Source organism: Pseudomonas sp. GM18, from assembly GCF_000282195.1.
Taxonomy (GTDB): Bacteria; Pseudomonadota; Gammaproteobacteria; order Pseudomonadales; family Pseudomonadaceae; genus Aquipseudomonas.
Window position 1 is genome coordinate 20,333 of the sequence record NZ_AKJT01000108.1, and the last position, 22,702, is coordinate 43,034.

Here is a 22,702-nt window from a genome sequence, read left to right on the forward strand (position 1 = left end):
CAAGGACATGATTCATGGCACAGACACAGGCGACAAAGGTTGAACATTTGCTGGTGCTGGAAAACATTGGCTTGTCGTTCAAGGGCGTCAAGGCAGTGACCGACATCAGCTTTGCCGTGGCCGCCGGGGAGATTTGCGCCTTGATCGGCCCCAATGGCGCGGGTAAAAGCTCACTGCTGAATGTGATCAATGGCGTGTACCAGGCCCAGCAGGGGCGCATCCGCTTTGCCGGAGAAGAGCACCGGCGCATGCGCCCGCATGATGTGGCGGTGCGCGGCATTGCCCGCACCTTTCAGAACATTGCCTTGTTCAAAGGCATGAGTGTGCTCGACAACGTGCTCACCGGACGCACCCTCAAGCGACGCAGCAGCTGGATCGAGCAGGCCCTGCACATCGGCCGCGCCGCGGGCGAAGACGACCGCCAGCGTGAGGCCGCCGAACGGATCATCGACTTTCTGCACATCCAGCCCTGGCGCGACACTCTTGTCGGCAAGCTGCCCTATGGCTTGCAGAAACGGGTGGAGCTGGCCCGTGCCCTGGCTGCCGAACCGCGCTTGCTGTTGCTGGACGAACCGATGGCCGGGATGAACGCCGAAGAGAAGCAGCAGATGAGCCGGTTCATCGTCGACATCAACCGTGAGCTGGGCACCACGGTGGTGTTGATCGAGCACGACATTGGCGTGGTCATGGGCATTTGCGATCACGTGGTAGTGCTCGACTACGGCCGCAAGATCGGCGACGGCCCGCCCGATGAGGTGCGGCAAAACCCCGAGGTGATTGCCGCCTACCTCGGCACGCGCCACTAACCCCCGAGTCTACAGCGCCGCCAGCGATCTGCTGGCCGGGGACTCTTTGCCCGCAAAACAGGAAGGCCTATGGAATTTTTCTTCGAGGTGTTGATCGGTGGACTGCTGGCCGGGGTGATGTACGCCTTGGTGGCCATCGGTTTTGTCCTGATCTACAAGGCGTCCGGCGTCTTCAACTTCGCCCAGGGCGCGATGGTGCTGTTTTCGGCGCTGACCTTTGTCAGCCTGCTGGAGCGCGGGGTGCCGTTCTGGCTGGCGTTCGCCATCAGCCTGGCGGCGATGGTGCTGCTGGCGGTGGCTGTGGAGCGGGTGGTGTTGCGTCCGCTGGTCAACCGCTCGCCGATCACCTTGTTCATGGCCACCCTCGGCCTGTCCTACGTGATCGAAGGGTTCGCCCAGGCGTTGTGGGGCGCCCAGGTGCATGGCCTGGAACTGGGCATCAGTGACGAGCCACTGGAACTGGGCGGCATGCTGCTGTCGCAGTTCGACATTTTTGCCGCCGTGACCGCCGCGTTGCTGGTGTTGGCGCTGTCGCTGCTGTTCAACAAGACCCGTATCGGTTTGTCGTTGCGTGCCGTGGCCGATGACCCGCTGGCGGCATTGGCCGTGGGCGTTCGCCTGCAACGGGTGTGGGTGCTGGTGTGGGCGGTGGCCGGGTTTGTCGGTCTGGTAGCCGGCCTGCTCTGGGGCGCGCGGCTGGGGGTGCAGTTTTCGCTGTCGCTGGTGGTGCTCAAGGCCTTGCCGGTGCTGATCATCGGTGGCTTTACCTCGATCAGTGGGGCGATTGTCGGCGGCTTGATCATCGGCGCCTCGGAGAAGTTGGCCGAGGTGTACCTGGGCCCCGTCATCGGCGGTGGTATCGAGAACTGGTTTCCCTATGTGCTGGCGTTGCTGTTCCTGTTGGTGCGGCCGGCCGGGCTATTTGGAGAACGCGCGATCGAGCGGGTTTAAGGAGATGCGTCATGTTTTATCAGGAATCTGGTCAGTTCAGTACCCGCTATGCCCAGGACCGCCGGGTGTTTCGCCTGCGCCAGGACCGTTACGGCTTGATTGCCTTGCTGCTGTTGGCCTTTGTCGGTGTGCCGTACCTGGGTAATGACTATTGGTTCAGCGCCATTCTGATTCCGTTCCTGGTGCTGTCGCTGGCCGGGCTGGGGTTGAACCTGCTGACCGGCTACGCCGGACAGCTGTCGCTGGGCTCGGCGGCCTTCATGGCGGTGGGCGCCTTTGCCACTTACAACATTGAAGTGCGGGTGCCGGGCTCGCCGTTGTTGCTCAGCATGGCCCTGGGCGGGGGAGTGGCAGCGCTGATGGCGGTGCTGTTCGGCCTGCCCAGCCTGCGGATCAAGGGTTTCTATCTGCTGGTGTCGACCCTCGCCGCGCAGTTCTTTGTGACTTGGGCGCTGACCCGCTTCAGCTGGTTCTCCAACAACAGCGCTTCGGGGGTGATCAGCGCACCGCGCCTGGAGATTCTTGGTGTGGATCTTAACTCGCCGGTGGGCCGTTACTTGCTGACCCTGGGTGTGGTGGTGGCGTTGTTCTGGCTGGGCAACAACCTGGTGCGCAGCGAACTGGGACGTAACTGGATGGCCGTGCGCGACATGGACACGGCCGCCGCAGTGATGGGTATTGCCTTGCTCAAGACCAAGTTGCTGGCGTTTGCCATCAGCGGCTTCTTTCTCGGGGTGGCCGGAGCGCTGTGGGCCTTCACTTACCTGGGCACCGTGGAGCCCCACGGTTTCGACTTGAATAGGTCCTTCCAGATTCTCTTCATCATCATTATCGGTGGCCTGGGCAGCATCCTCGGCAACTTCCTGGGCGCGGCATTCATCGTGCTGTTTCCGGTGCTGCTGTCGAACCTGGTGGCCTTATTGCCGACCGGGCTGATCGATGCCGGGCAAATTGAAAACCTGCAGAAGATGGCATTTGGCGCCCTGATCATTGTGTTCCTGGTCAAGGAGCCGGAGGGCCTGGCGCGCCTCTGGCAAAAGTTTCGCGAGCGCGCCCGGTTGTGGCCGCTGCGCTACTGAGCGACCGCGTAAGCGCCGGTTGCTCTGAATCCCTTTGAGTGGCCCTTCACTTGATTGCTTCATTACTTGATAAGGAAAACATTGATGTTGAAACGATCTCTACTCAGTAGCCTCGCCCTGGCTGTCAGCCTTAGCGCTGCCACATTGACTGCGCAGGCGAATAACGAACAGTACTTCCCGCTGCAGAGCTATCGAGTCGGGCCTTACGCGGCCGGCGGAACCGGGTTTTTTGGTGGTTTTATCGACTACCTCAAGTACGTCAATGCCAATGGCGGGGTCAACGGCGTCAAGCTGACCTGGAGCGAGTGCGAAACCGAGTACGTGGTCGAAAAGGGGGTGGAGTGCTACGAACGCCTGAAAAAAGGCCTCAATGGCGCGCCTGCCACCGCTACCAACCCGCTGTCGGTGGGCATTGCCTATGCCACCCTGGAGCGCTCGACCGCGGACAAACTGCCGTTGATTACCATCAACCACGGTCGCACCGATTCCACTGACGGCAGCGTGTTCCCCTATGCCTTCCCCTTGCAGTTGAACCCGTATTCCGAGGTGTCGGCGATCATCAACTACATCGGCCAGCAGGCCGGTGGCCTGGACCAGCTCAAGGGCAAGAAGATCGTCACCCTGTATCACGGATCGCCCTACGGCAAGGAAACCAACGAGGTGTTGCAGACCCTGGCCGACAAGTACGGGTTCAAGCTGACCCTGCTGGAAGTGCCCCATCCAGGTAACGAGCAGCAGTCGCAATGGCTCAACATTCGCCGGGAAAAACCCGACTGGGTGATTCTGCGCGGCTGGGGCGTGATGAACCCGGTGGCGTTGAAAACCGCGCAGAAAGTCGGCTTCCCGGCGGATCACATCATCGGCAACATCTGGAGCAATTCCGAGGACGATGCTCTCCCGGCCGGTGCCGCCGCCAAAGGCTTTATCGCGATCACCACGCACCCCTCGGGCACCGATTTCCCGGTCCTGCAAGGCATCCAGCAGCAGGTGGTAGCCAAGGGCAATGGTGACCTGGCCGATCCGAAACGCTTCGGTACCGTGTATTACAACCTCGGCGTGGTGAACGGCATTCTCAATGTCGAAGCCGTGCGCATTGCCCAGGCGAAATTCGGCAATCAACCGCTCACCGGCGAGCAGGTGCGCTGGGGCTTCGAGCACCTCAAGCTGGACGATGCGCGCCTCAAGGCGCTGGGTGCGCTGGGCCTGGTGCAACCCTTGCAGCTGTCGTGCTCGGACCATGAAGGGGGCGGTGCGGTGCGCTTCCAGCAGTGGGATGGCAACCAGTGGAAACTGATCAGTGACTGGGTGCAGGCCGACCGTGCCTTGCTCAGGCCGATCATCGAAGCCTCGTCGCACCAGTACGCCAAGGAAAAGGGCATCACGCCGCGCGATTGCAGCCAGGACAGCTGAGAGGTGAATCGGACGTGTGGCGCGCTGTAGGCACTGGCTTGACTGACTGGCATCAGGCAGGTGTCCAGTCATTTTTTTGGGGGGAGGAAGAGCAGCATGAACCATGTACCGATCTTGCAGATCGACGCAATTGAAGTCCTTTATGAGCAGGCAATCCTCGCCGTGCGCGGGATATCCCTGGCGGTGCCGCAAGGGCAGATCGTGGTGTTGCTGGGGGCTAACGGTGCTGGCAAAAGCACCACGTTGAAGGCCGCGTCCAATCTGGTGAGGGCCGAGCGGGGCGAGGTGGTGCAGGGGCGGATTCTTTATCGAGGTCAGGATGTCACCCGCAGTACGCCCCATAGCCTGGTGGCCAGAGGACTGGTGCAGGTGCTGGAAGGCCGGCATTGCTTTGCCCAACTGACCGTGGAGGAAAACCTGCTGACGGGCGCCCTTGCGCGTCAGGTGTCCCTTGGGCAACTGAAGGCTGATCTGGAGCGTATTTACAGCCAGTTTCCGCGACTCAAGCTGCGGCGCAAAAGCCTGGCCGGCTACACCTCTGGCGGTGAACAGCAGATGGTTGCGCTTGGCCGGGCATTGATGGCCCGGCCACAACTGGTGCTGCTGGACGAACCTTCGATGGGGCTGGCGCCGCAGATCGTCGAGGAGATCTTCGAGATTATCCATCAGCTCAATCAGCGCGATGGCGTGAGCTTTTTGATTGCCGAGCAGAACATCAACCTGGCCCTGCGTTATGCCCGGTACGGCTACGTGCTGGAAAGCGGCCGGGTCGTCAGCGAAGGCACGGCCGAGCAGTTGGCAGCGCGCAGTGATATTCAGGATTTCTACCTGGGGGGCAGCGCCGTGTCGAGCGCCCAGTCACCCGGTTCATGGAGCTTGTAGTGCATGGGTCCGCGATCACATGGCGCTGGCATCGGTTTCGTGTTCGTCTGCAAATGCCATGAGCACCTCCAGATCGAGCACATCCAGCTTTATCCGGGCGATAAAAGCAGAGAAGGCCAGGTTAGCGGCGAGTAGACGCAGATCGGAGGCCCAGGCCGGTAGATGGATTGGACTCTGGAGCCAGCCGGATTCGAAAAGTGGAGCCAAGCGTACGGTATCACCCAGACTGAGGCGCCCCGCAAACAAATGGCCCACCAATTCCGGCCGGTTGTCGCGGATCGCGATGCGCAACAGGGTATGGACGGCGAGCAAACCGGTCAGGTAAGCGGCATCCTTGGTAAACGCCGAACCGCCATGCAGGTCGGCGCCGCGGAAAATCCGTTGGGTTGAGCGGAAGGACTCCTCTTGCGACTGACCGGCAGCAAGAAACCCTTCGAATACCTGGATGAAATCGGCGCCATCCAGCGCCTGCTGGACCGCAAGCACGCGCAGGGCAAGGCGACGCAAGCGGTTGATATCCATGCTGCCGGTGAACAGTTCTGCCAGGGTGGCAATGCCCTCCTGAGTCTGAGTCGTGCGTGGCGCCCCCAGGCCCAGGCTTTTGAGGTTGGGTTGGAGCGCGCCGTTTTGTGCCGTGGCGACATGCACGAAGGCCTCGTGGTGCAATAACTGATTCTTGTCCAGTTCCGAGAACAGAGCGCTGGCACGTAGGCGTATACGGTTCGTACCGGCGATGGCCTTGGCGGCCAGGGTCGGGTCGAGAATGACCGTGATCCGGCCTGCGCCGAAGAAGCGGTCCAGTTCCGGCTGCATCCAGGCGGCGAAGGCCTCGGCCGGGATCTCGGCCTGACTCGGCGGAATCCGGGCACCGCCCAGAAGGGCGTCGGTGGTCTTGAGGAAGAAACGGGCCGCGTCCAGCATGCTCAGGTTCTGGCTCTGATAATAGAAATCCGGGCGCCGGTACAGCGCTGACGAGTATTGAGTAAAGGCGGGAGTGCCGATGGCACCCAGCATGCGTCCAGCCGTGGCATAGCTACGCGCGGTCATGGCGAGGTAATTCCCGGCCGGATGCCCCTCATCGCATCGGCCGATAAAGGCTTCCAGGGCGGCGATGTCGGCGCTGTGCTCGCGTGGGCGCAATTCGACTCTGGGCAATTCTGCTTTCCCGCCGCGCCAATGCGCGAGGAAGACTTCCTCGACGCCATCCGGCCAAGACAGGGCATCCAGCACGCGGATCTTGCGGGCCAAACCGGGCAGAGCGGCATCGAGTTCAGACAGGGAGGCGGCGCTCATGGAGATCCCCTTGAGAGACGAGGTTCACTCGAAACAGCTTAGTCGTTGCCGACGTATTGCGTTGTGACTGATCAAGGGACCTGCTGTCGGCAGGGGTTATAAACATTTTAATCTGCAAAATGTTTTATTGACTAAAAAATAATACCGGGTAATTATTTCCCTGCATCTGCTCTCACGCAGAGTCATTTTTCAGGGGAAACCCGATGAGTCAGAACACCGTGCCGTTGCTGGCCAATCTTTACATCGAGACGAATGAAGCGTCACTTGACAGGCGCTCGGCGCCTTTGTTTATGCAGGGTTTTCCGGCCGAGCCAAAACGCCGCGTCACCTGGAACAACTGGATGCGTCCACCGTTCAATCAGTGGGGGTTCCGCAATCTGGCGCGCCTGCGCCCCTCCATTGATGTGGAGGCGGGTGGCGGACCGGTCAGTGTCCTGAAGGAAGCACCGCAAGCGCTGGATGAACTGCACTTCGACAGTGAGTGTGGTTTGAGCGTCAGTGTCATCGATCACCTGGTGGCCAGTCAGACCGACGCTTTCTTGGTGATGCAGGGCGACACCGTGCTGTTCGAGCGTTACTTCAACGGCCAGCGTTCCCGCGACCGGCACGTCATGTTCTCGGTGACCAAGTCGCTGATCGGCACCCTGGGGGAGCAACTGGTCTGCGATGGCATCCTCAATCCAGAGTTGCCGGCGGCGTATTACGTGCCCGAACTATTGGGCAGCGCGTTTGGCGATGCCACGGTGCGCCAGCTGTTCGACATGGCCGTGGGTATCGACTACAGCGAAGTCTATGACGATCCCAACTCCGAAAGTTCGCAGTACGGCTACGCCTGCGGTTTCCAGCCGGCACCTGCGCAGTACGCTCAGTTCGAGTCGCTGTATCAGTACCTGCCGTCGCTGAAAAAACGCGGCAGCCACGGCGGCTTTTTCCATTACGTGACCGCCACCACCGAGGCCCTGGCCTGGGTCATGGAGCGCGCCTCGGGCAAGGCCTGCAATCAATTGCTGCAAGACCTCTGGAGCCAGTTGGGGTGTGAGCGCGACGGCTACTTCATGGCCGACCCTTGGGGGCGCAGCGTTGCCGGTGCCGGTTTCAACGCCACCTTGCGAGACATGGCGCGGTTCGGTCGGCTGCTGGCCAACGACGGTCGCCATGAGGGGTTGCAGTTGCTGTCGACCGAGACGGTTGCACGCATCGCTGCCGGCTCCGATCCGGCGATCTACGCCAAAAATTCCGAGTTCTCCCAATGGACTCCTGACGCTTCCTACCGCAGCCAGTGGTACGTCTTCAACGACCACAGCCAGGCGATCATGGCCGGTGGTATCCACGGCCAATACCTGTTCGTCGATAAGCCGTCCGGTGTGGTGATCGTCAAGCAGTCATCGCTGACCGAGGCTGTCAGCCCGTTCGATGCTGACAGCGTGCGCATGCTGCGTGCCATCGCCGCGCACCTTCGCCACTGAAACACCCCATAAAGACAAGAAATTTGCGTCCTATTCGCCTGGCTCGGCCAGGTGTTGGCGGCGCTCTGCGCCGCCATTCACTGCCCTGTAACAACAATAATCACACAGGAGCTTCATATGGTTTTCATGACGCGTTTCTCTCGAACGCTCTTAGCGGTCGGCTTACCCCTGACCGCCCAAGTCGCGCTGGCGGGCTACACCTTCGAGGATGGCAACCTCAAGGGTGAGGTCAACTTCACCGCCGGCGGTGCGACCCTTTCCACCCGTAACGTCAACTTCGGCAGCGGCCGCGTCGATGCGCGCAGTGGCAAGAAGGACGGTACGAAAATCGACTGGCAGGAGCTCTACGTCAAGCCCGGCGTCAAGCTGGAATACGCCCTGCAGCCAGACTTCAGCCTGTTGGCTGGTGGTTCGCTGGTGGCGGCGACCACCTTTGGCGATGGCGATGCCGGCGGCTTCACCCGAAGCTCTGATGGCGACGTGGCCACCGAAGAACTCTACGGCGGTTTCCGGGCCGGCGAGTGGACGCTGACTGCCGGTCGCCAGAACTACATGATCGGGACGGGCTTCATCGTCATGGACGGTAACCTCGACCAACTCAAGGACGGCGCCTACTGGCTTGGCCCCAGGACCGCCTTCAAGGATTCGGCCATTCTGGCCTGGGATCATGGCGCATTGAAGACCCAGGCCTTCACCTTGCGCACCGACGATGATCTGGGCGACTTCCGCATGACCGGCGCTAACCTGGATTACAACCTCGATGACCAGGTGACGCTGGGGGCCATGGCGATGAAGGTCAATGCGCTGGGGCCCAAGGGCAGTACACTGCCACGACGCCGGGACGGGATGCAGGTGTACAACGTGCGTGCGTTGAAGGCCAAAGTACCGGGTGTGCCGGACCTGACCCTGAATGCCGAGTACGCCGTGGAGCGGGGTAGTGGTGAAGGCGTGGATTACGATGCCAACGCCTGGTACGGCCAGGCGGATTACGCCTTCAACACGTTGCCGCTGACCCCGGTGATCGGCTATCGCTACGCCAGTTTTTCCGGCGACGACAACCTCGCCGACAACCGGCAAAAAGCCTGGGAGTCATTGAGCAAGGGCTTCGTCGACTGGAGCACCTGGCTGGTGGGGGATGTCGTCGGCAACTACCTGCTGTTCAACAGCAACGAAAACGTTCAACAGTTCTCGCTCAAGACCCATCTCAATGAGACGCTGACCCTCGGCGCGATCCACTATCAGTTCTGGCTGGATGAGAAAAACTACATGGGTGCGCCGGTCAGTGATCGGCGATTTGCGGACGAGAGTGTGGTTTTCCTCGACTGGACCCCGACGCCATCGTTCTATACGTCACTCTCCTATAACTGGGTCAAGCCGCTGGCCGCTGCCAAACAGGTGTTCGGCGATGACCAGAAATTCAGCGCGCTGGAACTGTACTTCACCTACCGCTATTAAGTGCCGCGAGCCTTCGCGGCCGCGCAGGAGTGCTTCACCATGAACACGTTTTTGCGTAACACCTTATTGGGCGCTGTAGTGTCGTTGCTGGCCAGCGGTGTGTGCCTGGCTGAAGAGCGCACGGTGCGGATCTACAACTGGATCGAATACCTGCCACCTGAGGTGCTCAAGAGCTTCCAGGAGGAAACGGGCATCCGTCCGGTCTACGACGTTTTTGACAGTGTCGAAACCCTGGAGTCCAAACTGCTGACCGGCAATTCCGGGTATGACGTGGTGTACCCCGGTAGCGCCAACCTGAGTCACCTGATCACCGCCGGTGCTGTCCAGCCGCTGGACCGCAGCCAGCTGCCGAACTGGCAGCACCTGGACCCGGAATTCATGAAAACCCTGGAAGCCGCGGGTGATACGGGCAACCGCTTCGCGGCACCGTACCTATGGGGCACCACGCTGATCGGCTACAACGTCGACAAGGTTAAGCAAGTCCTGGGCGCCAATGTGCAGATGAACACGTGGGACATGATCTTCAAGGAAGAGAACCTCGCCAAGCTGGCCAGTTGCGGCGTCGGTTTCCTCGACGCGGCCAACGAAATCGTGCCTATTGCCTTGCACTACAAGGGCCTCGACCCCAACAGTCAGAAGCGCGAGGACTACCCGCAGGCCCAGGCGGCGATGATGAAGATTCGCCCGCACATCACCTACTTCAATTCCTCACGCTACGGCATGGACCTGGCCAACGGTGACATCTGCGTAGCCGTCGGCTGGTCGGGCGGCGTGGCGCTGGCCAAGCAACTGGCCGATGCCGCCGGCAAGGGCGTCAAGGTCGAGATGGCGTTACCCAAGGAAGGTGCGCCGATGTGGTCGGACGTGATGATGGTGCCGACCAACGCCCCCCATACCAAAGAGGCCCATGAGTTCATCAACTACATCCTGCGCCCTGACGTCATTGCCCGGATCAGCAACAAGATCGGTTACCCCAATCCGAACAAGGACGCCACCGCGCTGGTGAACGCCGACATCCGTAATAACCCCAACATGTATGTGCCGGACGAAGCGCGCAAAACACTGTTCGCTTTGGAGCCTATGCCGGCAGCCGTGGAGCGGATCCGCACTCGCACCTGGACCACCATCAAGACCAATCGCTGATCATTGTGGCCCGGCGTCGCGACGCCGGGCTCGCCGCATGCAGCCAGTCTTGGAGGAGGCTGGCGTTCTCAGGCCTGCATTCCGTAAAACAGCAGTTCGGTGATACGCCTTACCTGGGCGGAGTGTGACTCGATGTCCGGCTGCTCCTGGTTAACCAGCCTGAACAACAGCAGGTGTGAGTAGTCGTTCAACAGGAAGGCGGCCAGGTCGACGTTGAGGTCGGCGCGCAGCTTGCCGGCCTGCTGCAGTTCTCTGAGCAACCCGCTGATTTCGGCCCTGAGCGCATCGTTCATGGCCCGATAACCTTCGGGCAGTCCGTTATCACCACCAAACAGAATCAACGGCAACAGTTCACGCCAGAGGCTGGGATGCATAACTTCCAGGGCGTAACCGGTCAGCAGGCGCTCCAGGTAGCACAGGGCCTCGACCGGATCTTCAATTTCAGGAATCTGGCTGCGGGTGTCCTTGAGCGCACGCTGGTCGGCGTCGTGCAGGATTTCCAGGATGATTTCCTGTTTGTTGCCGAAGTACTTGAACACGGTGGGCGCCGACACCCCAGCCTGGCTGGCGATCTGTTCAATGGTAGTGTTCTGGAAACCTTGACGCTCGAACAGTTCGATCGCCGCCTTGCTGATGGCTTGGCGTCGTTCGACTTTCTGGCGTTCACGCAGTCCGCTCACGGGAGATCCTTGTCGCTATGAAAAAGGAGGGCACATGCCTAATGCCTGTCAGTTAAGCAACATCAGCTACGACTCACTCCCTGTAGCAGCTGGCGAAGCCTGCGTTCGGCTGCGCAGCAGTCGTGAATCCGGTTGATACCGTCTGCCTGATGCACCGCAATCTCTGGTTTTACGACTGCTGCGCAGCCGAACGCAGGCTTCGCCAGCTGCTACAGATTGCATTGCGGCTTAACTGACAGGCATTAGGGCACAGGTCGCCCAAATATCTCTGCAAAATACTTAATTGGGTAAAATTTTTAAAGCGATAATTTCTGTAGTGCGAATCAAGCCGATGCCTGTCGGTATTTTTTCAGTCGATAGGCAAACTGCGCACGACTCAACCCCAGCAGTCGCGCGGCAGCGGCCAGATTGCCTTGGCTTTTTTGCAGCGCTTCATCGATCAGGCGCGACTCCAGTCCTTCAATGGAGAAGCCGTCTTCCAGACGAGCCAGGGTTTCCAGCAAGGCTGGGCGAGGCTGTGAGTCGGAGGGGCTGTGGTCGGTGGCGGCGAGGCTGCCATTGTCGTCCAGCGAGTACGCCTCCTGCGGCATCGGTTCGTTGCGAAACAGGTGGACCAGGTCGATGGCCTGGCCGTCTTCGCTGGCGATCAGGCCGCGCTCCACCAGGTTCTGCAATTCCCGTACGTTGCCGGGAAAGTCATAGCGCAACAACACCTTGAGTGCGCGCATGGTCAGGCCGGCGGGTTTGCGGCCGTAGGCCTGACAGAAGCGCCGCAGGAACGCGTTGACCAGCAATGGAATGTCGTCGCGACGTTCGCGCAGTGGCGGCAGCATGATGGGGTAGACATTCAGCCGGTAGAACAAGTCTTCGCGAAAGTCTCCGGCCGCCACGGCTTTGCGCAGGTCGACATTGGTGGCCGCCACCACCCGGACGTCGACCTTGATGGGCTGGCCACCGCCGATGCGCTCGATCTCCCGCTCCTGCAATGCACGCAGCAACTTGCCTTGGCCCGGCAGGCTGAGACTGGCGATTTCGTCGAGAAACAGGGTGCCGCCCTGGGCGCGTTCGAAGCGTCCGGGGCGCGAATGGGTCGCGCCGGTGTAGGCGCCACGCTCGACACCGAACAGTTCAGCCTCGATCAGATTATCCGGGATGGCGGCGCAGTTGAGCGCCACGAAAGGTGCTTGATGGCGCGGGCTGAACTGATGCAACTGACGGGCGAACAACTCTTTGCCGACCCCGGACTCGCCGCTGAACAACACTGTGGCGGGCGTCGGCGCTACGCGCTGCAAGGCGAGGGTAGCGGCATTGAAGGCCGCGCTGGCGCCAATGGGTTTTTGCCCGCCGGGTATTTCGCTGTCGTCTTCCAGGGGGGCGGACGCAGGGGTTGAGCGCTGACTGGGGACGACGCTGGAGGGCGAGGCGGTGAGATAGCTGAGGTCCTGTTCGACATCGCCCCATTGCTCGGCGGTCTTGCCGATCACCCGGCAGCTCTCATGGCCCATGCCCCGGCATTCGGTCTCGCGGAAGATCACCAGACGGCCGAACAGCCCGCTGACGTAGCCGATGGCATAGCCCAGTTCAGTCCAGCACACCGGATCCTGACCGATGCCGAAGGCGGCGATATGTTCATCGGCCTCACAGGAATGGTGCCAGAGGAATTCACCTTCGTAGAAGCCGGAGTCGGCGTCGAATTTGAAGTGCAGGGGCTCGACCTTGGTCATTCCTTCGAGTGTATGCAGACGCGTGCCGGCCGAGAAAACTGCCGCGGCGTCGGCGTCTGGCCAGCGCTCGCGGATCAATCGCGCATCGCGTGCGCCGGAGAGATAGCCGGTGCGGGTAAACAGGCCACGGGTCTGTTCCAGTCCCTGGCGCTCGATAATTTCGCGTCGCAGTGCGCCGAAAGATGAGCTGTGCAATAGCAGCATGCGCTGGTCGTTGAGCCAGATACGTCCGTCAACAGGGGAAAAGAACAGGCATTCGGTCAACTCGGCCAGGGTTGGTGAGTTGCCTTCGGCCAATTGGGTACTGTCTCCTCGGGGCGAGAAATGCTCCTCCTGCACCGCGAGATGAGGAAGCAGCGAATGGGGATTGTTCATTGTTATGCCCCTGAGCGAGTCGACTGATCGAAATGATCAATCAGCAAAACAGTTATTAAACATAACTTTATCATTTGGACAATAGGCGAGCTGCCAAGCACCTTGGCCTATTCACAAGCGCCCCTCTAAAGCCCGCAGGCCAGAGCCTTCGCCACCTGAAATGCGGCACAACGCAGGAAGTCGGCACAGCCCTTGCTCTACTGCTTTCACCACGCAGACGCTTTGCATCGTTTTAGCAAGGCCGCGTCAGGCAATGACAAACATAAGAGCCGGGAGACCGAAATGTCGGTAAGTGAACCATCTGATTTTCTGCGGGACGAGCCATGGCGTGAACGCATCTTCAATGGCGACTGGCTACGTCCATTGGGCGGCAGCCATAGCGTCATCGAACCGGCCACCGGCGAGGTGTTGACCGTCACCGGTTTGGCTGATGCTGCGGACATCGCGTTTGCCAGCCTGAACGCCGCTCGTGTTCAACCGGCCTGGGCGGCATTGGGGCCACGGGAACGCGCAGAGATCTTTCGTAAAGCTGCCGCACTGGCCCAGCAACACATTGCCGAACTGGCGTTGTACATCGCCCGGGAAAGCGGCGGCAGCCTGTTCAAGGGTGAACATGAGGTCCGCGAGGCGATCGTGTTGCTGCATCAGGCGGCCGGGCTGCTGTCGCAACCCCATGGTCTGGTTCTGCCGAGCGAAGCGGGGCGCTTGTCCTATGCACGCCGCTTGCCCCATGGCGTGGTCGGGGTGATCTCGCCGTTCAACTTCCCGCTGGTGCTGTCCCTGCGTTCGGTGGCGCCGGCGCTGGCGGCGGGCAATGCCGTGGTGCTCAAGCCCGATCCGCAGACCCCGGTCAGTGGCGGTTTCATCATTGCTCGGTTGTTCGAGGCGGCCGGTCTGCCCAAGGGGTTGTTGCAGGTGTTGCCGGGGGCCGCAGCGGCCGGTGAGGCGCTGTGCCGCGACCCGCATGTGCGGATGATCGCGTTCACCGGCTCCACCGCTGCGGGGCGCAAGGTCGCGGAGCTGGCCGGGCGTCATCTGAAAAAAGTCGCCCTGGAGCTGGGCGGCAAGAACTCGTTGATCGTGCTCGAAGATGCCGATCTCGAACTGGCGGCCAGCAATGCCGCCTGGGGGGCCTGGCTGCATCAGGGCCAGATCTGCATGGCTACGGGACGCATCCTGGCCCATGAGTCGATTGCGCAAGAGCTGGTCCGTCGGCTGGCAGAAAAGGCACGGGCAATCACGGTCGGTAATGCCGCTCGCGGCGAGGCGGTGCTGGGGCCGCTGATCAACAAGCACCAGTTGTTGCGAGTGCATGAAATCGTCACGGAGAGCGTGGCGGCCGGGGCAACGCTGGAAGCCGGCGGCGAGTTTGAACGGCTCTTCTACCAACCCACAGTACTTTCCGGCGTGCGCCCCGGCATGCGCGCATTCGACGAGGAAATCTTTGGCCCGGTGGCCACAGTGGTGAGCTTTGCCAGCGACGATGAGGCCATCGACCTGGCCAACCGCACCGAGTATGGCTTGTCCGCCGGGATCATTTCGCCTTCGGTCGGGCACGCGATGGCGATGGGCGAGCAACTCAATTGCGGTCTGCTGCACATCAACGACCAGACGGTGGCCGACGAATGCATCAATCCCTTCGGCGGACGTGGCAGCTCAGGAAATGCCGGCAGCGTTGGCGGCCCGGCCGACTGGGATGAATACACCCAATGGCAATGGGTGACGGTCAAGGATAAGGCGCCGTGTTACCCGTTCTGACGGGCCGGTCTTTTACCGGGTCGACAAGGCAGGTCGGCCCACCGAGTACACAAAAATAATAAGAGGACTCAACATGAAACTCGACAACAAGATTGTGCTGGTGACCGGCGTCTCATCGGGTATCGGCGCCGCCACGGCAAGCCTGCTGCGCAGCCACGGCGCTCAGGTGATTGGCGTGGACCTGAAGGCTCCACACATGACCCTGGACGGTTTTGTCCAGGGCGATCTGAGCAGTGCAGAGAACATCGACCGGCTGTTGGCGCAGTTACCGGCGCAGATCGACAGCCTGTGCAATATCGCCGGGGTGCCGGGCACTGCAAACCCGCAACTGCTGGCGCGGGTCAACTACCTGGGATTGCGCCACTTGAGCAGCGCGTTGCTGCCACGCATCAACGCTGGCGGCAGCATCGTCAATATCGCCTCGATCCTCGGCGCCGAGTGGCCGTTACGTCTGGAACAGCACAAGGCGTTGGCGCGCATCGAAGGTTTCGCCGCCGGGCAAGCCTGGCTGGCCGAACACCCGGTACCGGACCAGACCTGCTACCAGTATTTCAAGGAAGCCTTGATCGTCTGGAATTACCTGCAGGCCCAACCCTGGTTTCTTGAACATTCGGTACGCATGAACAGCGTCGCGCCAGGTCCGGTTTTCACGCCGATCCTCGGCGACTTCGTGAGCATGCTCGGTGAGGCCCGAACCCAGGCCGATGCCCATCGTATGAAACGCCCCGGTTATGCCGATGAGGTGGCGGCGGTGATCGCTTTCCTGTGTGCCGACGAGTCGCGCTGGATCAACGGCGTCAACCTGGCAGTCGATGGCGGGTTGGCCTCCACCTACATCTGAAATGCACACCTGTAGACAGCGGCGCAAGCCGCTACCTGTGGCGAAGCCATGCCAAAAATAAAAATAATGAGGAGCGTCCATGGACATTAAACGTTGCTTTCGTTTCAAACATTGCACCCTGTTCCTGGCGTTATGCAGCGCCGGTGTGATGGTCGAAAGGGTCGAGGCCATGCAAATGGACCTTGGTGATTCCGACTGGAAACTGCGTTGGGACAACACCATCAAGTACAGCCAGGCCTGGCGCCTGCAGGGGCAGGACAGCCGATTGGTCAACGCGCCGACCGCCAACGGTCTGTACCCCTCGATCCAGAGTCAGGGCGATAAAAACTTCAGCAGTGGCCTGGTCTCCAATCGTCTGGACCTGTTTTCCGAAATGGACCTCAGCCGGCAAAACTATGGGCTGCGCGTGAGCGGCGCGGCCTGGTACGACGATATCTACAACCAGGACACCGACAGCAGCGAGCAAACGTATTTCCTCAGCGAAACCCGCAAGCTCCATGGTCGCGACGCGGAAATTCTCGACGCCTTTGTGTTCCTGCGCGGTGACCTCGGTGAAGACTCCCAGGGCGTGATGCGTCTGGGCCGACACAGCCTGATCTACGGCGAAAGCCTGTTCTACGGTGGCAACGGCATTGCCAATGCCCAGGGTCCGACCGATGTGGTCAAGTTGCTCAGCGTGCCGGGGACCCAGTTCAAGGAGATCCTGCGTCCGGTCAATCAGATCTCCGGGCAGTTGCAGATCAACCCGCAGCTGTCGGTGGGCGCTTACTACCAGTTCGAGTGGGAACGTTCCAATGTGCCCGGCGCCGGCAGCTACCTGAGCGATGTCGATGCCATCGGTCACGGCAGCGGTTCGCTGCGCGAAGTGTTCGGCAACGACACGGTGAATGGCGGCGATTTGAAACCGCGAAATTCGGGGCAGGGCGGTATGCAGATCCGCTTCAAACCGACCGGCACCGAGCTGGAGCTGGGTTTCTACGCTGCGCAGTATCACGACAAAACCCCGACCGGCCTGTACGCCTACCTCGACGGTGCGGCTGCGGCGGCCACCGGGCTGCCAATCCTCAGTTCTTATCGTCAGGTCTACGCCGAAGACATCAAGACTGCCGGCGTCAGCTTCTCCACCGCTTATGGGCCGTTCAACTTTGCCGGTGAAACCTCCGTGCGCTGGAATGCGCCGCTGGTGAGCAATCTGCAAGTGGTGACCCCTGGCACGGCGGCCGATGGCGGCGATGATGCCCTGTTTGCCAGGGGTAAAACCGCTCACGCCAACCTGTCGGCGATTTACCTGTTATCGCCCACCGCATTTTGGGACGGCGGCTCGGCACTGGCCGAATTGGCCTGGAACCGCACCCTGAGCGTGACCGAGAACGCCGCCGCACTGGACTCCAACACCACCCGCGATGCCACGGCGCTGCGGGTATTGGTGGAGCCGGCGTACTTCCAGATTGTCGACGGGATCGACCTGACCGTGCCGATCGGCATGGGTGTGGTACTCGATGGGCGCTCTTCGGCGGTCAACAAATCGGGCTTCGGCAATACCCATTCCGGCGACTGGAGTGTCGGGCTCAAGGCCACTTACTTGCAGCGCTGGGATGTCGGGCTGAACTACGTGAACTTCTTCGGCGCCCCGAAAGCCGGGCTGCGCGAGGACGGCAATTTCAGTTACGGGCAGTCGTTGGCCGACCGCGACTTCGTCTCGCTCTACGTGAAAACCTCATTCTAATAAGGTGGATTCGCCATGCAGAACAAAGCATTTCTCAACACTTGCGTCCTCACCCTGGCCCTTGCTGGCATGAGTCTGGCGCAGGCGACGGTGTCGCCTGAGCAGGCTGCACGTTTGAAGTCTGAACTGACACCCCTTGGTGGCGAGCGCGCCGGCAATGCCGATGGCAGCATCCCGGCCTGGCAGGGCGGTTACACCAAGGTCGCGCCGGGCTACAAGCCGGGTGACAAACGTCCCGATCCATTTGCCGGCGAGAAACCGCTGTATTCGATCAAGGCCTCGAACATGGAGCAGTACGCCAGCGAACTGGCCGAAGGTACCAAACTGCTGCTGAAGAAATACCCGGACTATCGTCTGGACGTGTACCCGACCCATCGCTCGGCGGCAGCCCCGCAATGGGTCTATGACAACACCGGCAAGAATGCCACCCGCGCCACGCTGGATGTGGCGAGCGAGAAAGTCGCCGGCGCCTATGGCGGCATCCCGTTCCCGATCCCGGAAAACGGTACGCAGGTGCTGTGGAACTATCGGTTGTCCTGGCAGGGCGGCGACACCATCAGCTCGCCATTCGATACCTGGCTGATGACCGCCGGCGGCAAGAAAGTCCAGGCGACCCGAGCCCAGTACACCTACCAGTTTCCCTACTACGTCGAAGGCGGCAGCCTGGAAAACTTTTCCGGCAAGTACCTGGTGGGCAAGCTGCTGACCGAGTTGCCGTCGTCCAAGGCCGGTGAAGACCTGATGACCCATTGGGACCTGGACCCGGCCAACCGTGCGGCCTGGCAGTATCTGGTCGGTCAGCGCCGGGTGCGTCGGGCGCCGAACATCGCCTACGACACTCCGGACTTCGTGACCTCGGGGGTCGGTCTGTTCGACGAAGCGTTCATGCTGTTCGGGCCTACCGATCGCTATGACCTCAAGCTGATGGGCAAGAAAGAACTGATCGTCGCCTACAACAATAACCGCGCCGCCCTGGCCAAGAGCGACGACCTGGTCAAACAGAACTTCCTCAATCCTGATCTGGTGCGTTGGGAGAAGCATCGGGTGTGGGTGGTCGAGGCCACGCTCAAATCCGGCAAACGCCATGTGGTGCCGCGTCGCACTTACTACATCGACGAAGACTCCTGGCAGATCCTGATGGCCGACGGGTATGACGCCCAAGGCAAACTCGGACGGCAGATGTATTCGCTGACGCTGCTGGCGCCGGACCTGCCGGCCCTCACCGCGCAGGTCATGTGGGGCAGCTACAACCTCGACACCGGCGCCTACTTCCTCAACTCATCGAGCAACGATCTGGCGGTCCAGTACCAGAAGGTCGCGAAACCTTCGGCGTCCTATTTCACGCCGGATGCCATGGCCAACGAAAACATGCGTTGAACCTGAGGGAGGCCGTGGCGGGTGAGGGTGCGCGCTGCGGTCGCCTGTGACTTTGCGAGTGGGATAAAGACATGATGGGGCAAAAACGCTATGCGGGCTTCGGCCTGCGCCGGGGCGCCTGCGTCCTGGCATTGGGTTTGATGGCGTGTGTGTTCAACGCCCAGGCGAGCACGTTTGCAGTACTGCAGCAGCCGGCACTGCCGACCGCCAAGGCCCAGCGCGCGGCATTGCTTGGGCTGACCCGGGCCGGCGAGCGTCTGGTGGCGGTCGGCGAGCGCGGGATCGTGCTGCTCTCGGATGACGCTGGAATCCATTGGCGCCAGGCCAGTGTGCCGGTCAGCGTCAGCCTGACGGCGGTGCAATTCGTCGATGCCGAGCAGGGCTGGGCGGTCGGTCATCTGGGCGTGGTGTTGCACACCGAGGACGGTGGTGAAACCTGGCGCAAGCAACTCGACGGTGAACGCGCCGCCGCGCTGGCGGTGCAGGCCGCTGAGCGCGATGCCGATCAACCGGGCGGCGCCGGCAACCTGGCGCAGGCCCGGCAGATGCTCGACGACGGACCGGACAAACCGTTTCTCGACCTGTACTTCAGTGACCGCCTGCACGGCTACGTCGTTGGCGCCTACAACCAGATCTACCGTACCGACGACGGCGGGCGAAGCTGGCAGCCGTGGATGCAGCATGTGGACAATCCGCAGGGCCTGAACCTGTATGGCATCCGTGCCTCGGGCAACGATCTGCTGCTGGTGGGGGAGCGCGGTTTGCTGTTGCGTTCGACCGATGCCGGGCATTCATTCCAGGCCTTGAAGTCACCTTATGAAGGCAGCTTTTTCGGCTTGCTCGGCACTCGCGGTGGCGCCTTGATTGCCTACGGTTTGCGCGGTAACGCCTGGTGGTCCGATGACCGTGGCGGCAGTTGGCGACGCCTCGACACCGGCATCGAATCAACACTGGCGAGCGCCATCGAACTGCGCGATGGCAGCCTGCTGTTGGCCAGCCAGGGCGGCGAACTTTTATTCAGCCATGACCAGGGTCGTAGCTTCGACAAACGCCAGAGCCGCAGCGGCGGCACTGTCGCGGCCGTGCAACAGGCGGCCGATGGCAGTCTGGCCAGCGTCGGTTTGAGCGGTGTGGCCGCTGACCAGGATCCACGAGCCTCTGGCAAACCTTGAATATTCACGGTGTAGCGCTATCGGGCCACGGCCCGTGCAACAGGAGTCAGACTTGAAAGACGACAAACCCCAAACCGTGATCGGCCGCCTGGCAGACTTCGACCAGGCGTCGGGCAACTTCGCCGAGCGGGCGATCTTCAACCATCGACCGCTGGTGATCCTGCTGTGTCTGCTGGTGACGCTGGTGCTCGGCTGGCAAGCCACGCGCATCGGCATCAATGCCAGTTATGAGAAGACCATTCCCACGGGGCATCCCTATGTCGCCAACTTTCTGCAGAATCGCAGTGAGTTGAGCGGCCTGGGCAACTCGCTGCGGATCGCCGTGGAGGTCAAACAAGGCAGCATTTTCACCAAGGACTATCTCGACACCCTGGCCAGGCTCAACGATGAGCTCTATCTGCTGCCGGGTGTCGACCGGCCCTACATGAAATCGTTATGGACCCCGACCACGCGCTGGACCGCCGTGACCGAGGAGGGGCTCGATGGCGGCACCGTGATCCCCGACGACTACGATGGCTCGGCGGCCAGTATCGAACAGGTGCGGACCAACGTCGCCCGCTCCGGTGAAGTCGGTCAATTGGTGGCCGGCAACTTCAAGTCCAGTGTGATCTTCGTGCCGTTGCTGGACATCAGTCCGCAGACCGGCAAGGCGCTGGACTACGGCGAGTTTTCCCGGCAACTGGAAGCCCTGCGGGACAAGTACCAGAGCGACGACCTGCGAATTCATATCACCGGTTTCACCAAAATCGTCGGCGACCTGATCGAGGGATTGACCCAAGTCTTGTTGTTCTTCGTGGTGGCGGTGCTGGTGACGGTGTTGGTGCTGTTTGGCTACACCCGTTGTGCGCGCAGCACGCTGGTTGTGGTGACCTGTTCGCTGGTGGCGGTGCTCTGGCAGTTGGGTCTGCTCGCCATCCTCGGTTATGAGCTGGACCCGTACTCGGCGCTGGTGCCGTTTCTGGTGTTCGCCATTGGCATGAGCCATGGCGCGCAGAAGATGAACGGCATCATGCAGGACGTCGGTCGCGGCACCCACCGGGTGGTGGCCGCGCGTTATACCTTCCGCCGACTGTTCGCTGCCGGCATGACCGCGTTGCTCTGCGATGCGGTGGGCTTCGCCGTGTTGCTGCTGATCAATATCCGGGTGATTCAGGAACTGGCGATCACCGCCAGCCTCGGCGTGGCGGTGCTGATCTTCACCAACCTGATTCTGCTGCCGATCCTGCTCAGCTATATCGGTGTCAGCCCGGCAGCGGCGCAACGCAGCCTGAGTTCGGAAACCGCCGAGCTGCAGGCGCAGATCAAGCATCCGTTGTGGCGCGTGCTCGATTTGTTCACCCAACGGCGCTGGGCCATCGGCGCCATGCTGGGCGGTCTGCTGCTGGCAGCGTTCGGTTTTGCCGTGAGTCTGCACCTGAAGATCGGCGATCTCGATCCCGGCGCTCCGGAGTTACGGGCTGACTCGCGCTACAACCGTGATGCGCTGTTCATGACCCAGAACTATGCGGCCAGCTCGGATATTTTCGTGGTCATGATCAAGACTCCGGAAGATCAGTGCACCCGCTACGCGAGTCTGTCGGCAGTGGATGCGTTGGCCTGGCGACTGGAGCAATTGCCCGGCGTGGAGTCGACCACCTCGATGGCGGCGCTGAGCAAAATCGCCACGGCCGGTTACAACGAAGGCAACTTCAAATGGTATGAGCTGATCCCTAACGACGGTGCCCTGGGCGCAGTGCAAACCCGAGCACCGCGGGAGCTGTTCAATCAGGGCTGCTCGATGTTGTCGCTGTACGTTTACCTGGCCGATCACAAGGCCGATACCCTGAATCGGGTGGTGGAGGCCAGCGAGAAATTCATCAGCGAACATCAGGTGCCAGAGGTCAAATTCATGCTGGCCGCCGGCAGCGCCGGGATCGAAGCCGCGACCAATATCGTGGTGAAAAAATCCATGCGCGAGATGCTGTTCTGGGTCTACGGCGCGGTCAGCCTGTTATGCCTGCTGACCTTCCGCAGCTGGCGCGCAACCCTTTGCGCGATGCTGCCGCTGATGCTCACCTCGATTCTGTGCGAGGCGCTGATGGTCGCATTGGGGATGGGCGTGAAAGTGGCGACACTGCCGGTCATCGCACTGGGCGTGGGCATTGGCATCGACTACGCGCTGTATGTCTTGAGTGTGATCCTGGCTCGAATGCGTGCCGGCGACACCCTGGCACAGGCGTATTACCAGGCGCTGCTGTTCACCGGCAAAGTGGTGTTGCTGACCGGCATGACCCTGGCGGTCGCAGTGTCGACCTGGGCGTTCTCACCGATCAAGTTCCAGGCCGACATGGGGATTCTGCTGGCGTTCATGTTCCTGGTGAACATGCTCGGTGCCCTGATCCTGCTGCCAGCCCTGGCCTGGCTGCTGTTGCCGCAGAAGGTCTTCGCAAAAAAGCCTGAAGCGAGCCGGCATGGGCTGTTGGTCAAGGAGGGCTGAAGGGCTGTAGCAGCTGCCGAGCCTGCGAGGTTGCGTTCGGCTGCGAAGCAGTCGTCAAACCAGAACTTGCGGTACTTCAGGCAGACCG

General features: G+C 61.2%; 17 protein-coding genes. 14 read left to right on the forward strand and 3 right to left on the reverse strand.

What is annotated here, in order from left to right; genetic code table 11:
- Window positions 1–14: 14 nt before the first annotated feature.
- The 5 genes from PMI21_RS03335 (at window position 15) to PMI21_RS03315 (ending at window position 5,128) form a co-directional block, all read left to right on the forward strand.
- Window positions 15–806, forward strand: a complete 792-nt coding sequence (locus PMI21_RS03335) for an ABC transporter ATP-binding protein (RefSeq protein WP_007941353.1) — start codon at window positions 15–17, stop codon at window positions 804–806.
- A gap of 69 nt (window positions 807–875) precedes the next feature.
- On the forward strand, window positions 876–1,757 hold the full coding sequence (locus PMI21_RS03330; protein WP_007941354.1) for a branched-chain amino acid ABC transporter permease: 882 nt from the start codon (window positions 876–878) through the stop codon (window positions 1,755–1,757).
- An 11-nt stretch (window positions 1,758–1,768) separates the two neighbouring features.
- Window positions 1,769–2,836, forward strand: coding sequence for a branched-chain amino acid ABC transporter permease (locus PMI21_RS03325; RefSeq protein WP_007941355.1), 1,068 nt, complete (start codon window positions 1,769–1,771; stop codon window positions 2,834–2,836).
- A gap of 84 nt (window positions 2,837–2,920) precedes the next feature.
- Window positions 2,921–4,246: an ABC transporter substrate-binding protein gene (locus PMI21_RS03320; protein ID WP_007941356.1), complete on the forward strand. Its 1,326-nt coding sequence runs from the start codon at window positions 2,921–2,923 to the stop codon at window positions 4,244–4,246.
- Between the two features lie 96 nt (window positions 4,247–4,342).
- Window positions 4,343–5,128 (forward strand): ABC transporter ATP-binding protein, encoded by a 786-nt coding sequence (locus PMI21_RS03315; protein WP_007941357.1) that lies wholly within the window; start codon window positions 4,343–4,345, stop codon window positions 5,126–5,128.
- A 15-nt stretch (window positions 5,129–5,143) separates the two neighbouring features.
- Here the strand turns inward: PMI21_RS03315 and PMI21_RS03310 are convergent, their stop codons facing one another.
- Window positions 5,144–6,421: a flavohemoglobin expression-modulating QEGLA motif protein gene (locus tag PMI21_RS03310; RefSeq protein WP_007941358.1), complete on the reverse strand. Its 1,278-nt coding sequence runs from the start codon at window positions 6,419–6,421 to the stop codon at window positions 5,144–5,146.
- A gap of 203 nt (window positions 6,422–6,624) precedes the next feature.
- Between PMI21_RS03310 and PMI21_RS03305 the strand changes: the two genes are divergently transcribed.
- From PMI21_RS03305 to PMI21_RS03295, 3 genes are all read left to right on the forward strand, one after another.
- Window positions 6,625–7,887 carry a serine hydrolase domain-containing protein gene (locus PMI21_RS03305; protein WP_007941359.1) on the forward strand — a complete coding sequence of 421 codons (1,263 nt, stop codon included), beginning with the start codon at window positions 6,625–6,627 and terminating at the stop codon, window positions 7,885–7,887.
- 117 nt (window positions 7,888–8,004) lie between these two features.
- On the forward strand, window positions 8,005–9,342 hold the full coding sequence (locus PMI21_RS03300) for a hypothetical protein (RefSeq protein ID WP_007941361.1): 1,338 nt from the start codon (window positions 8,005–8,007) through the stop codon (window positions 9,340–9,342).
- A 39-nt stretch (window positions 9,343–9,381) separates the two neighbouring features.
- Entirely contained in the window at window positions 9,382–10,485 is a 1,104-nt protein-coding gene (locus tag PMI21_RS03295; protein ID WP_007941362.1) for a polyamine ABC transporter substrate-binding protein, read from the forward strand.
- A gap of 68 nt (window positions 10,486–10,553) precedes the next feature.
- On the opposite strand, the gene PMI21_RS03290 is transcribed toward PMI21_RS03295, so the two are convergent.
- Window positions 10,554–11,165, reverse strand: coding sequence for a TetR/AcrR family transcriptional regulator (locus tag PMI21_RS03290; RefSeq protein ID WP_007941363.1), 612 nt, complete (start codon window positions 11,163–11,165; stop codon window positions 10,554–10,556).
- 323 nt (window positions 11,166–11,488) lie between these two features.
- Window positions 11,489–13,264, reverse strand: a complete 1,776-nt coding sequence (locus tag PMI21_RS03285) for a sigma-54-dependent Fis family transcriptional regulator (protein WP_007941365.1) — start codon at window positions 13,262–13,264, stop codon at window positions 11,489–11,491.
- A 282-nt stretch (window positions 13,265–13,546) separates the two neighbouring features.
- Here PMI21_RS03285 and PMI21_RS03280 point away from each other — a divergent pair, with 282 nt between their 5' ends.
- From PMI21_RS03280 to PMI21_RS03255, 6 genes are all read left to right on the forward strand, one after another.
- Window positions 13,547–15,022, forward strand: coding sequence for a benzaldehyde dehydrogenase (locus PMI21_RS03280; RefSeq protein WP_007941366.1), 1,476 nt, complete (start codon window positions 13,547–13,549; stop codon window positions 15,020–15,022).
- Window positions 15,023–15,095: 73 nt separating this feature from the next.
- Complete coding sequence (locus tag PMI21_RS03275; RefSeq protein ID WP_007941367.1) at window positions 15,096–15,863, forward strand: coniferyl-alcohol dehydrogenase; 768 nt, start codon at window positions 15,096–15,098, stop codon at window positions 15,861–15,863.
- A gap of 79 nt (window positions 15,864–15,942) precedes the next feature.
- Complete coding sequence (locus PMI21_RS03270) at window positions 15,943–17,589, forward strand: DUF1302 domain-containing protein (RefSeq protein WP_007941369.1); 1,647 nt, start codon at window positions 15,943–15,945, stop codon at window positions 17,587–17,589.
- A 15-nt stretch (window positions 17,590–17,604) separates the two neighbouring features.
- Window positions 17,605–18,966: a DUF1329 domain-containing protein gene (locus PMI21_RS03265; protein WP_007941371.1), complete on the forward strand. Its 1,362-nt coding sequence runs from the start codon at window positions 17,605–17,607 to the stop codon at window positions 18,964–18,966.
- Window positions 18,967–19,037: 71 nt separating this feature from the next.
- Window positions 19,038–20,138 (forward strand): WD40/YVTN/BNR-like repeat-containing protein, encoded by a 1,101-nt coding sequence (locus PMI21_RS03260; RefSeq protein WP_007941373.1) that lies wholly within the window; start codon window positions 19,038–19,040, stop codon window positions 20,136–20,138.
- Between the two features lie 52 nt (window positions 20,139–20,190).
- Window positions 20,191–22,614: an efflux RND transporter permease subunit gene (locus tag PMI21_RS03255; RefSeq protein WP_007941374.1), complete on the forward strand. Its 2,424-nt coding sequence runs from the start codon at window positions 20,191–20,193 to the stop codon at window positions 22,612–22,614.
- Window positions 22,615–22,702 lie beyond the last annotated feature (88 nt).